9 protein-coding genes are annotated in these 13,106 nt (G+C 40.2%); 8 read left to right on the plus strand and 1 reads right to left on the minus strand.

What is annotated here, in order from left to right:
* Window positions 1-182 precede the first annotated feature (182 nt).
* The 7 genes from QZ738_RS04695 (at window position 183) to QZ738_RS04725 (ending at window position 11,036) form a co-directional block, all read left to right on the plus strand.
* Window positions 183-1,994 (plus strand): hypothetical protein, encoded by a 1,812-nt coding sequence (locus QZ738_RS04695; RefSeq protein ID WP_293785156.1) that lies wholly within the window; start codon window positions 183-185, stop codon window positions 1,992-1,994.
* Window positions 1,994-2,698 carry a MotA/TolQ/ExbB proton channel family protein gene (locus QZ738_RS04700; protein WP_090504722.1) on the plus strand — a complete coding sequence of 235 codons (705 nt, stop codon included), beginning with the start codon at window positions 1,994-1,996 and terminating at the stop codon, window positions 2,696-2,698. Before QZ738_RS04695 ends, QZ738_RS04700 begins: the two co-directional genes overlap by 1 nt.
* On the plus strand, window positions 2,698-3,099 hold the full coding sequence (locus QZ738_RS04705; RefSeq protein WP_025144642.1) for a biopolymer transporter ExbD: 402 nt from the start codon (window positions 2,698-2,700) through the stop codon (window positions 3,097-3,099). The genes QZ738_RS04700 and QZ738_RS04705 overlap by 1 nt, the downstream gene beginning before the upstream one ends.
* The gene (locus QZ738_RS04710) at window positions 3,099-3,938 is read left to right on the plus strand and encodes an energy transducer TonB (protein ID WP_293785160.1); all 840 of its coding nucleotides are present in this window, start codon (window positions 3,099-3,101) and stop codon (window positions 3,936-3,938) included. Before QZ738_RS04705 ends, QZ738_RS04710 begins: the two co-directional genes overlap by 1 nt.
* A 323-nt stretch (window positions 3,939-4,261) precedes the next feature.
* The gene (locus QZ738_RS04715) at window positions 4,262-5,551 is read left to right on the plus strand and encodes a folylpolyglutamate synthase/dihydrofolate synthase family protein (protein ID WP_293785162.1); all 1,290 of its coding nucleotides are present in this window, start codon (window positions 4,262-4,264) and stop codon (window positions 5,549-5,551) included.
* 64 nt (window positions 5,552-5,615) lie between these two features.
* A complete protein-coding gene (gene pafA / locus QZ738_RS04720) occupies window positions 5,616-7,277 on the plus strand; it encodes an alkaline phosphatase PafA (protein WP_367268561.1) in 1,662 nt (553 codons plus the stop codon).
* A gap of 363 nt (window positions 7,278-7,640) precedes the next feature.
* On the plus strand, window positions 7,641-11,036 hold the full coding sequence (locus QZ738_RS04725) for a methylmalonyl-CoA mutase family protein (RefSeq protein WP_293785164.1): 3,396 nt from the start codon (window positions 7,641-7,643) through the stop codon (window positions 11,034-11,036).
* Between the two features lie 62 nt (window positions 11,037-11,098).
* Here QZ738_RS04725 and QZ738_RS04730 read toward each other — a convergent pair whose 3' ends face one another.
* On the minus strand, window positions 11,099-12,079 hold the full coding sequence (locus tag QZ738_RS04730; protein ID WP_293785166.1) for an acyl-ACP desaturase: 981 nt from the start codon (window positions 12,077-12,079) through the stop codon (window positions 11,099-11,101).
* A gap of 834 nt (window positions 12,080-12,913) precedes the next feature.
* Between QZ738_RS04730 and QZ738_RS04735 the strand changes: the two genes are divergently transcribed.
* A partial coding sequence (locus QZ738_RS04735) for a hypothetical protein (protein WP_293785168.1) occupies window positions 12,914-13,106 on the plus strand: 193 nt, incomplete at its 3' end.

Consider the following 13,106-nt stretch of genomic DNA (forward strand, 5'->3'; position numbering starts at 1 on the left):
TATCTTTGTAACCGTTATCTTTCCGTGGATACAGCTGTAGAATTAAAATTGTGATTTTTCAGGATTGAAATAGTAACTGTACCCTTTTTTGCCCCTTTTGAAATAGGATGTATAGATACAGCAGCTGACACTATTTGAAGGTGGAATATAATTTTTAATTTTAAACGCTTAATTTTACCCGAATGGATATCTTATCATACCTTTTAGAACTTTTGCAGCAACGCAAAGAAGTTGGTATTACTGGCTTGGGCTCTTTTTATAAGAAAAAATACCCTGGAAGATACGATAAGGAAAACCAAACGTTTTTACCTCCGGGGTATACACTACAGTTTTCGGCCGAAGTAACCGATGAAGAAGCTTTAGCCAACTTTATTTCGACAAAAGCAAACCTCGCAAAGGAAGATGCCATTAATCGCATTGCACAATTTGCCGAGGAAGTAAACCAAAAACTGGAATTAGACCACGAAGCCGAACTTAAAAATGTGGGTCGCTTATTTTTTACGGAACAGGGAATAGCCTTCGAACCGGTTAAAAACATGAATTATGGTTCTGAATTTTACGGACTTCCATCGTTGGCAGAAACCGTACTTATGGAAGCAAAAACTGATTTACCACAGAACGAAGAAGAAGTTTACGATGAAATAGCGGAGGCGCCAGGCGGACCATCTCCTTTTGAGAATAAGTCATACCAGGCCCCTGTAATCGAAAATGTGGAACTGGATGAAGTAAAGGACGACCTTAAAAACACCTTAAATCATACAGGGAAAGATGCGTCAGAAATTACTGAAGTTCCCGGGTTTATTAAGGAACAGCATGAGGAACATCCAAGCCGTTTTGGCCAAACGCCAGAATCGGAGGTAGAAAATCATAATCAAGAGCGGCAGACTACTGAAACACAAGCATCTGCTGAAACGAAAGAAGAAACAAATAAAATTCAGGATGTAGATGTACCTGAATCGGTTATAGCACAGCATGAAGAACACCCTAACCGTTTTGGGCATACGCCGGAATCGGAAGTAGAAAATATTGCTGCAGAGCACCAGGTTGCTGAAACCAGCCATACTGATGAAGCTGAAAACGTGGAAGATACGGTGGTAACCCGTCCGGTTGAAGATGTTAACCAGGTTCAGCCCCCCCCTTCAATAGTGGAACAGCATGAGGAAAACCCTAATCGCTTTGGCCATACACCAGAAGCACAAAAACCTACAGAAACTGCAATACCTGAACCGGTTTTACCGCGACAAGATTATTCAGGCCGTTTTTCATTAAGGCCAGAAACTGAAGAACCAAAAACATATATCAATTTAGAAGACGAGGTTAAAAAGGAAGAGCCTGTAATTGAGGCACCAGCTTTTATTAAAGAACAACATGCCGAGCATCCAAACCGCTTTGGACATGACCCGCTCGAACACAGCAATGAATCAAGGCAAGGTATGTCTACCTGGTTAATGATTGCCATAGCCATTGTAGCTTTGCTTGTTGTTGCAGCAATAACCTTCTTAGTTAAACCAGAATTATTTACGGGCGCAACAACCGTTACAGAGAAACCTGCACAAATAATCATCGATTCTCCTAAGGTTGCTGTTGATACATTAAAATCAAAACAAGATTCAATAGCCAAAACTGATAGCATTTTAAAAGCAAACCAGGTTCAGCAAAAAACAGATACGGTTCAAAAAGAGGTAGTTAAACCTATAGCCAAGCCAGCTATCGAAACAGCTAAAGAAAACAAAGTTGTACCAAACACTGGTCCTTCTACGTTCTATGTTATCGCAGCATCATTCCAATCGGACAAAAAAGCGCTTGTTTTTATCAAGCAAATGGAAAAAATTGGTTTAAAGGCCGAAATAGCATCCGTACCCGGCCGTTTAAAAAAAGTGAGTATAGCAAGTTTCAGCACAGAAAAAGAAGCTAAAGAACAAAAAGATATTTTAGAGAAAAAACTTAAAGGTAAAGGGTATTTCGTACAACAAAAACACAACACACAACCATAATGATAACTTTATTAATTCAAGACACCACACAAGCATTACAAGACACAGCAAATGCGATTAACCAGGCTGTAACACAACCACAACCAGAATTACATTTTATCGATCTGCTTTTTAAAGGCGGCTGGGTGATGATTCCGTTGGCTTTTCTGGCTTTTCTAGCCTTAATTATTTTTGTTGAACGTTATTTAACCATTAAAAAAGCCACAAAAGATGAGGCTAACCTGATGGCGCAAACCCGGTCTTATATCCAGTCTGGCAATTTAGACGGCGCCATGTCGCTTTTAAGGAATAACAATTCCCCTCTTTCGCGCATGTTGCAAAAAGGTTTAAAACGTATTGGCCGTCCAATTAAAGATATTGAAGGCGCGATTGAAAATGTGGGCAAACTGGAGGTTTCAAAATTAGAAAAGAACATCAGCATATTAGGTATTGTAGCGGGTATTGCGCCAATGCTTGGTTTCGTAGGTACAATTGTGGGGGTAATTACTATTTTCCACCAGGTATCCATCAAAGGAGCAATCGAAATCGGAACGATTTCCGGTGGTTTGTACACCAAAATGATTACTTCTGCAACAGGTTTAATCATCGGTATTATTGCTTATGTACTGTATCACATTTTAAATATCATGGTCGAGAAAATCATCCTTAAAATGGAGACCGATGCAATTGATTTTATTGATTTACTAGAAGAACCGGGCAAATAATGAATTTACGCAAAAGAACAAAAGGATCGGTAGAAGTACATACTTCAGCGTTGAACGATATTATGTTCTTCCTGATGTTGTTCTTCTTATTAGCCTCTGCGGTAGTCAATCCTACAGTGGTAAAATTATTGTTGCCACAATCTTCAAGCGGACAGCAATCTACCGCCAAAAAAGCAGTTACTGTTACGATAGACGAAAACTTAAAATATTTCGTTGAAAAGAAACCGGTAAGTATTGAAGAATTAGAGCCAACTTTGGCGTCATATCAAAAGCTGGCACCAGATATGACCATACTTTTGTATGTATCGCGCAATGTAACTTATCAGGATGGATTTGTGGTTAACGATATAGCCAATAAACTGAAATTGAAACTTGTTGTAGCCGTTGAACCTAAAAAATAATGAACTACAAAGCACAAAACGTACCTCAGGAGGAAAACAACTATCCCAAGGCCATTGCCATAGCAAGCGGCATTATGGGATTTTTGTTATTGATCAGCTTCTTTATTGTGATTGGCTCTTTCCAGCCACCTGAAGAAGTGGGTATGGGTGGGATGGTGGTTAATTATGGAACTTCTGCAGAAGGTATGGGCGATGATTATACTAGTATTGAAGAACCCTCAGCAGATCCAAATGCCAACGGTAAACCACCAGAAAAAGTAACACCTGAAGAAAAAGTTACGCCAAACACGACTACAGAAAGTAGTGATAAAGAGGTACAGACACAAAATACCGAAGATGCCATTGCCGTAAATACCAAACCCACAAAAGCTACGGCAACTGCACCTACGCCTGTTACAGAAGATAAACCTGCTAAACCGGTAATTAACCAGAATGCACTGTACAAAGGCAAGAAAAATACTGGTCAGGGACAAGGAGATGGTACCGGAAAAACGCCAGGTAACCAGGGAGACAAAGATGGCGATCCGTTAGCATCAAACTATGGCGAAGGCGGTTCGGGGAACGGCAACGTACAATTATCATTAGCCAGCAGAAAATTTATCGATATCCCCAGAATACAGGATGACGGACAGAGCGCAGGAAAAATTGCCGTTCAGATCCGTGTAGATAAAAACGGCAAAGTAGTACAGGCCCGAGCCGGAGCAAAAGGTACAACCCTATCCGATCTAGCGCTCTGGAGAAAATGCGAACAAGCGGTGTTGGGTGCAAGTTTAAATAAATTAGAATCTGCTCCCGATGTACAAACCGGAATTGTAATGTTCAATTTCAAAGTGAAATAAAAAAATATTTAAATTGCCAAGTCCAAGGTCTGTGTCCGCACAGACCTTTTTTGTTATTACAACCTTGAATTTAGTTCGAGGTCTACCTAATTGTGCTGTCAGATATTCCTATCTGACAAAAGATTTGTTTAAAAGCTTGATAGGATTTCTTAAAGATTGATGAGGCATTGGTATCATTTCACTAAGTCAGCTGGAAAACAGCTTACTTCACCTCATTTACTGGTTGTGTATCTACTTTAACATCAAAAAAATAAAAACTCCAAAAGAAATCTTTTTCATTTCATTTCATAATTACACCAGTCAACCTATATTTGACGTATATTATGAACTACCAGCAAACGCTTGATTTTTTATACAGTAAACTCCCGATGTTTACCCGCGTTGGCGCGGCTGCTTTCAAAAAAGATTTGACCAATACCATCATCCTTTGCGAAGCTTTGGATAATCCTCAGCATAAATTCAAAAGCATCCATGTAGCCGGCACAAATGGGAAAGGATCCACTTCACATATGCTGGCTGCTGTATTACAGGCACAGGGATATAAAACTGGCTTATACACTTCGCCCCATTTGAAAGATTTCCGGGAACGCATTCGCATCAACGGAAAAATGATCAGTAAATCAGAAGTCGTATTATTTGTAAAAGAACAGCAAAAACTCATCGAAAAAACCGAACCTTCCTTTTTTGAAGTTACTGTAGCCATGGCTTTCAATCACTTCGCAAAACATCAGGTTGATGTAGCGGTAATTGAAGTGGGTTTAGGTGGAAGACTGGATTCGACCAATATCATTACCCCACAAATTTCAGTCATCACCAATATCAGCCTCGACCATACCAATATGCTCGGCAATAGCCTGGCGGAGATTGCAGGAGAAAAGGCAGGCATCATCAAAAAGAATATCCCGGTTGTTATTGGTGAAACGCAGGAAGAATCGGCACCGGTTTTTTTTAAAAAAGCTAAAACTGAAAACGCTCCTATCGTTTTTGCTGATCAGGTATTAACCGCGCAGAATTTTAAAATCAGAAACAGTAAGCTTTCCTTGTCCGTTTATCAGGGAGGAAAAATCAAATACAAAGAACTTCATAGCGATCTTACCGGAATTTATCAGTATAGGAATATATTAACTGTTCTCGAAACCCTGACTGTACTGAATGAGAAAACAGAAATCAAAACCAATCAGGAAAGTATTTATAAGGGCATTAGTCAGGTTAAAAAGCAAACTGGTTTACAGGGACGCTGGCAAATTTTAAGTAAAAATCCGCTGGTAATCTGCGATACCGGACATAACGAAGCCGGAATTACTGAAGTAGTTAAAAATATTTCACAAACCCCTTATCGGAAATTACATGTTGTGTTCGGGATGGTTAACGATAAAGATATTTCGAAAGTATTGTCACTGATGCCCAAAAATGCGACCTATTATTTTTGTAAACCCAATTTAGAGCGTGGTTTAGCTGCTGATACGTTGAAAGAACAGGCGGTAGCATTCGGCTTAAAAGGAAACAGTTATACATCAGTTCTTGAAGCGAAAGCAACTGCTATTCAAGTAGCCGATCCCAAAGATTTGGTTTTTATTGGTGGGAGTACCTTTGTAGTGGCCGAAGCGATATAAAATCTTTACATTAACTTCAGTTTAGCTTTATCTAAATTCATTACTTTAGCCCTTTAACTAAAGCATGATGAATAAAATATCCCGTTTAATCTTTACCATTTCTATTTTTTCAATCTCACTTTCTTCAGCTCAAACCAAAAAAAACATTACAACGTCAGCTAAAGCATTTCCGGCTGAGGTTGCACGCCCTAAATTAGTGGTGGGCCTGGTAGTCGACCAAATGCGTTGGGATTATCTGTACCGTTATTATAACCGCTATACTAACGGAGGTTTTAAAAGGTTGATCAACGATGGTTTTTCTGTTGAAAACACCTATATTCCCTATACACCAACATATACCGCATGCGGTCACACTTGCATTTACACCGGTTCAGTTCCAGCTGTTCATGGTATTATCGGTAATGATTGGTACGATCCTGAAACTAAAAAGAATGTTTATTGTACAGAAGATTCTTCAGTTTCCACTGTTGGCAGTACGCCTTCATCAGAAGGTAATATGTCGCCAAAAAATATGCTCACCACTACCATTACGGATGAACTCAGGTTGGCCACAAACTTTAAAGGTAAGGTAATCGGTATTTCCCTGAAAGACAGAGGTTCTATCCTTCCGGCTGGTCACGCGGCCAATGCCGCTTATTGGTACCAGGGCAGCACCGGAAACTGGATTACCAGTACCTATTATATGAAAGAGGTACCTACCTGGATTGCCGATTATAATAAACTCAAACTGGCAAACAAATTTTATGCAAAAAACTGGGAAACATTATATCCGATCAATACCTATATAAACAGCACCAAAGATGAAAATGCTTACGAAGGAAAATCAAATACGTTCCCGCACCAGTTAACACAAAATATCGGTAAAAATTTTGATGCCATCAGAAGTACACCTTATGGCAACACCATTACTTTGGATCTGGCCAAACTCGCTATTCTTTCTGAAGACCTGGGGCAGGATAACATTACCGATTTTTTAGCGGTAAGCTGTTCTTCTACTGATTATATCGGCCATGCCTACGGGCCTAATTCTATCGAGGCTGAAGATACTTACCTACGTTTGGATAAAGATTTCGAAGAGTTTTTTAACTACCTTGATAAAAAGGTTGGTAAAGGAAATTATACTGTGTTTTTGACCGCCGACCATGGCGCAGCCCATGTACCAGGCTTTATGCAAGAGAATAAACTTCCGGCTGGTGTAGTAAGCGACAAAGATATTGCAAACAAATTGAATGCTTATCTAAATGATAAATTCAAGGTAAACAATGTCGTGTTAAAATCAATGAATAACCAGATCATCTTTGATCATGACAAAACCGACAAAGCAGACATCAGCTTCGATGTGATTAAATCTGCTTCAGTTGAATTCTTGAAAAAATTGGATGGCTTTCAAAATGCGGTAGATATCGATAAGATATCCAACGCTACCCTGCAGGAAATCCAAAAGAAAATGATCACCAATGGATACAATGCCCGAAGAAGCGGCGATATCTATTATGTTTTAGAGCCAAACTGGTTTAACGGGGGAAGCACAGGAACCACACATGGTAACTGGAACCCTTACGATTCGCACATCCCATTGGTTTTTATGGGCTGGGGAATTAAACCAGGGGCTTCCAATCAAACACATTATATGACTGACATTGCGCCGACATTGGCCGCACTACTCCATATTCAAATGCCAAATGGCAGCGTCGGAGAGCCGATTACTGAAATCACCAATAAATAATACTTGAAAACTATGCCCAGCGGCATAGTTTTTTTGTTTTTAATTCAATCGTCATCTCAACTGAAACGCAGTGGAATGCCCGCCTGTGCGGACAGGCCCGCCCGCGCAGGCGGGGAGGGATCTACCTTAATAGATTTAGCTCCGCTAAACAAATTTGTGGTTCTCGACTACAGTATGAGACCTTTTATCATTTAAAACAACAGCAGTTGTTTACTTTAATTCAGGCAAAATTTATAGCTGAACCAAAAGCCATAACGGTATAGGGTCTTCACCATTTAAACTGCTTATTTTACTACATTTGTGTACCAAATATTTGGAAACGAGGAGTGGTGATCTGCCCATACCGCCCTAAAATCCCATAGTATGCAACAAGTAGAAATTTATAAACCTAAAAATAAAATCCGTTTTGTAACCGCTGCTTCCCTTTTCGACGGACACGATGCCACCATCAACATCATGCGTCGTATCCTGCAGTCATCTGGAGCCGAAGTTATACACCTTGGCCACAACCGGTCGGTTGATGAGGTGGTGAACTGTGCCATTCAGGAGGATGTTCAAGGCATTGCCATGACCTCCTATCAGGGTGGGCATATCGAGTATTTTAAATATATGTACGATCTTTTGCAGGAAAAAGGATCGGGACATATTAAAATATTTGCAGGTGGTGGCGGTGTAATTCTACCTGCTGAGATTGAAGAATTACAGGCTTACGGAATTGCAAAAATCTATTCGCCTGATGATGGCCGTAAAATGGGACTACAGGGTATGATCAATGATATGCTGATGCAAACCGATTTTATGACTAAAACGGATATCAACAAAGAACTGGTAAGCATCTCCACAAAAGATGCCAAGGCTATAGCTGGTGCCATTACCGTTGCCGAAAATGATCCTGAAGCTGCTCAAAAGTTTGTTGATGAACTAAAGCGTTTATCCAGAAATAATACGGCTCCTGTTATAGGCATTACCGGAACCGGTGGTGCAGGAAAATCATCCTTGGTTGATGAACTGGTCCGTCGTTTTTTGGTTGAAGTAAAAGATAAAACCCTGGCGATCATTTCAGTCGATCCTTCAAAAAGAAAAACTGGAGGTGCTCTACTCGGCGACCGGATCCGCATGAATGCGATTAATAACCCAAGGGTTTACATGCGCTCATTAGCTACCCGGCAGGCCAACCTGGCTTTATCTAAAAACGTACAGGAAAGTATTGATATCTGTAAGGCCGCAGGATATGATTTAATTATTGTAGAAACCTCGGGCATTGGCCAGTCGGATACTGAAATTACGGAGCACTGCGATGTTTCATTATACGTAATGACCCCTGAATTTGGCGCAGCTACACAACTCGAAAAAATCGACATGTTGGATTTCGCCGATCTGGTAGCCATTAATAAATTTGATAAACGGGGGGCTCTGGATGCCTTGAGAGATGTGCGCAAACAATATAGACGCAACCATAACATTTTCGATGCTAAAGACGATGAAATTCCAGTATATGGTACTATGGCTTCGCAGTTTAACGATCCTGGTATGAATAACCTGTTCGTCGCTTTGATGGATCAGATTAAATTAAAAACCGGAACTGATTTTAAGGCAAAAATGGAATTAACCTCCGATCAGTCAGAGAAAATTTACATTATTCCTCCCGATCGGATCAGGTATTTGGCAGAAATTGCAGAGGCAAGCCAAACATACAATGATTGGGTAGAGAAACAGGTTACCATCGCGCGTAAAATGTACCAGCTTAAAGGAGTAATCGACTTATTGGGAGAGACTAATCCACCACCTTTAGAAAAAGATTCTCAGGATGATATATCAAAAAACCTAAAGGCAAGCTATGAATTCTTCGAAGAGCAATTAGATGGCGAATGCAAACGCCTATTGCGCCAATGGCCACAGTCAAAAAAAGCATACAACGAGGAGTTTTTCATTTATAAAGTCCGCGATAAAGAAATTAAACAACCTTTATTTTACGAATCACTTTCAAAACTAAATATCCCAAAGGTAGCACTACCAAGATATGAAGACTGGGGCGATATTTTAAGATGGTTGTTAACCGAAAACCTTCCGGGTGAATTCCCCTATGCGGCAGGCGTTTTTCCTTTAAAAAGAGACGGTGAAGACCCTACCAGAATGTTTGCCGGAGAAGGTGGCCCTGAACGAACAAATAAACGTTTTCATTATGTATCGTTAGGTCAACCGGCACATCGCTTATCTACCGCTTTTGATTCTGTTACACTTTATGGAGAAGATCCGCATATTCGCCCTGATATTTATGGTAAAATCGGTAATTCCGGTGTAAGCATTGCCACTTTAGATGATGCCAAAAAACTATATTCCGGTTTTGACCTATGTGCACCCTCCACGTCAGTTTCAATGACTATTAATGGCCCGGCACCAATGTTATTAGGTTTTTTCATGAATGCGGCGATTGATCAGCAATGCGAAAAATACATTATTGAAAATGGTCTGACAGAAAAAGTAGAGGCTAAAATTCTTTCAATCTATAAAGCCAAAAATATAGAAAGACCATCTTACAATGGCGCGTTACCGGAAGGAAATAACGGCTTAGGTTTAATGCTTTTGGGTGTCACTGGCGATCAGGTTCTTCCTGCCGATGTTTATGCCACTATTAAAGCTAAAGCCATCAGTTCGGTACGGGGAACGGTTCAGGCCGATATTTTAAAAGAAGATCAGGCGCAGAATACCTGTATATTTTCAACTGAATTTGCCTTAAGGATGATGGGCGACATTCAGAAATATTTTATTGATGAAAAAGTAAGGAACTTTTATTCGGTATCTATTTCAGGCTATCACATTGCAGAAGCTGGTGCTAATCCGATATCTCAGCTCGCGTTTACCCTAAGTAATGGATTTACCTTTGTTGAATATTATTTAAGCAGAGGCATGCATATCGATGATTTTGCACCTAACCTGTCTTTCTTCTTCTCCAATGGTATCGATCCTGAGTACGCCGTCATAGGCCGCGTAGCCAGGAGGATCTGGGCTAAAGCCATCAAAAATAAATACAAAGGAAACGACCGTTCACAAAAACTTAAATACCATATTCAAACTTCAGGTCGTTCATTACATGCCCAGGAAATTGATTTTAACGACATCCGAACCACTTTGCAGGCGCTATATGCTATTTACGACAACTGCAACTCCCTTCATACCAATGCTTATGATGAAGCCATCACTACCCCTACAGAAGAATCCGTAAGGAGAGCAATGGCTATCCAATTGATTATTAACAGGGAATTAGGCCTGGCCAAGAACGAAAATCCGTTACAAGGAGCTTTCATTATTGAAGAACTGACTGATCTGGTTGAGGAAGCTGTTCTATCCGAATTTAAACGAATCAACGATCGAGGTGGTGTTTTGGGAGCAATGGAAACCATGTACCAGCGCGGAAAAATTCAGGAAGAAAGTTTATATTACGAGACGCTCAAACATACAGGAGAATATCCTATTGTAGGCGTAAATACATTTTTAAACAAAAACGGTTCACCGACCATTGTTCCAGGTGAGGTAATCCGAGCTACAGAAGATGAAAAACAATACCAGATTGCTGCATTAGAAAAATTTCACGACCGTAATGAAGGCCGTGCAGCAGATTTGTTAAAACAACTTCAAAAATCAGCCATAGCAGGCGATAATATTTTTGAGCAATTGATGGAAGTGTGTAAAATATGCTCATTAGGCCAGATTAGTAATGCCCTTTACGAAGTGGGCGGCCAATATAGAAGAAATATGTAAAGGTAATAAGCAAAAAAAATCCCTCGATTTGCATCGGGGGACTTCACATATTTTTTCAAAAACTATCCGGCAATCCAGCTGAATTTATAATCAATCGTTGGATTTTTCATACGTTCCGCCACACGTAATAAACGAGAAGGTAAAGCCATGATATAATCACGTGCTTTTTCGCCAGCTTCATTTAAATCACGCATGCCTTCAATTTTCCAATCCACAATTAACTGCTGCATAATTTCAACATAATCAATGGCCGTATAAACACCTAAACGTTGGGCAGCATCTGTAAAATGACCAAAAGTCTGACCAATTTTTAAACCTACCTCACGTAAGAAATGTGCAGGCATCACAATTTTTTTCCGCATCATATCTTCAAAAGCCAACATCGCTTCATTAGGATCAACCTCGAAAATACGATTCATAAAATCTTTATAAGCTTTTGCATGTCTGGCCTCATCAGAAGCGATTACACCACACATTCTCGATAATAAAGTATCACCATCTTTTTTGGCTAAAGAAGCTACCCTTCTATGTGAAATGTTTGTTGCCATCTCCTGAAAAGAGGTATAAATAAAGTTGCGATAAGGATCGTGACCAGTACCAATATCGAAACCGTCGGCAATCAGATATTGCGTAGAAATCTCCATCTGGCGCATATCTACACGACCCGATAGGTATAAATATTTATTCAACAAATCACCATGACGGTTTTCTTCAGCAGTCCAGTGTCTGTTCCACTTCATCCAGCCACCATCTTCTTTCATACTTGGCCCCTGCACCATTGACAACCAGGATTCGTAAGTAGGTAAAGCTTCTTCTGTAATCGTATCGCCAATCAATACCGCAACCAGATCGTAAGATAGATCCTTTGCGTTATCCCTTAATATTCTAATATCTTGATAAAATGTTTCGCTCGTAGAATCAGGAAGAAAATCAGACGGTTGCCAGTTTGTATCAATTGGTTTTAGATAGGTATCCATCATCTCCAGCATATACTTTTCGATATGCACCATTACTTCCCTTCTTTTATCTGCAAAAAAACTCATTACTTATGCTTATATTTTTGTTAAAAACAAAGATAACCAAATATTGTGGCAAACCTTGTGATATTAAACATATTTAGCATTAATCAGTTTTGAATTTGACATAATTAGCAACTGTCAGAAAAATAGTTTTATTTATGCTGTGAAGTCGTTTTTTAAGGCAATATTATCGGCAGGTAACAATAAAGTTTTTTGGAGCGCAGTTTACTGTGCATTTAGGCTGGCTCCGGTCCTGCTGTACGCTTTATCCTTTTGGAAATCTTATTTTCTGAACAATCTTTTCCTACCCAAAAGGGATGCCGCTCCCATCAGGGCTATCGTGAAGGGTAAGATGGAAAACGGTGATGGAACATACTCTGCGCAGATCAGCGTTTTCTGCGGGACAATCCTTTTTTGACTACCCACGGTTAAAAGAGCGTATGATTTTTTTGGAGCGCAGTTTCCTGTGCATTTAGGCTGGCTCCGGTCCTGCTGTCTGCTCTATCCTTTTGGAGAAGTATCAAAGATGATGAAAATTCTTTAAACCAAAAGGGGTGCCGCTCCCATCAGGGCTATCGTGAAGGGTAAGATGGAAAACGGATGATGAACATACTCTGCGGAGATCAGCGTTTTCTGCGGGACAATCCTCTTAGTCTTTTACCACTCAGGGTTAAAAGAGCGTTTGATTATTTTAGGAGCGCAGTTTCCTGTGCTTGTCGGTAGGGTTCCGTCCTGCTGTCCGCTCTATCCTTTTGGAGAAGTATCAAAGATGATGAAAATTCTTTAAACCAAAAGGGATGCCGCTCCCATCAGGGCTATTTAACCTGGGGTAGAAGAAGGAATAATGTAAGATGGAAAATGGGTGATGGAATGGTTTCGGCGCAGCTCAGCATTTCTGCAGAAAAAAGCATTCTAAGCTGCCTGGAGCCCTTAAGGGTCGGAAAACTGTTCCACGCCCTCTGCGCCATGCTCTATGCGCTGCGCTCTGCCCATAAAACAAGAAAGCCCTTCAACATTTCTGCTGAAGGGCTTCTCTTTAAGATCTGGCACC

It is taken from the genome of uncultured Pedobacter sp. (assembly GCF_913776295.1).
GTDB lineage: Bacteria > Bacteroidota > Bacteroidia > Sphingobacteriales > Sphingobacteriaceae > Pedobacter.

Bases quoted from the DNA above. Each gene is read 5' to 3' on its own strand.
- QZ738_RS04715 (WP_293785162.1), top strand. From the start codon at position 4,262: ATGAACTACCAGCAAACGCTTGATTTTTTATACAGTAAACTCCCGATG.
- QZ738_RS04725 (WP_293785164.1), top strand. From the start codon at position 7,641: ATGCAACAAGTAGAAATTTATAAACCTAAAAATAAAATCCGTTTTGTA.
- QZ738_RS04710 (WP_293785160.1), top strand. From the start codon at position 3,099: ATGAACTACAAAGCACAAAACGTACCTCAGGAGGAAAACAACTATCCC.
- QZ738_RS04695 (WP_293785156.1), top strand. From the start codon at position 183: ATGGATATCTTATCATACCTTTTAGAACTTTTGCAGCAACGCAAAGAA.
- QZ738_RS04700 (WP_090504722.1), top strand. From the start codon at position 1,994: ATGATAACTTTATTAATTCAAGACACCACACAAGCATTACAAGACACA.
- pafA (WP_367268561.1), top strand. From the start codon at position 5,616: ATGATGAATAAAATATCCCGTTTAATCTTTACCATTTCTATTTTTTCA.
- QZ738_RS04730 (WP_293785166.1), bottom strand. From the start codon at position 12,079: ATGAGTTTTTTTGCAGATAAAAGAAGGGAAGTAATGGTGCATATCGAA.
- QZ738_RS04705 (WP_025144642.1), top strand. From the start codon at position 2,698: ATGAATTTACGCAAAAGAACAAAAGGATCGGTAGAAGTACATACTTCA.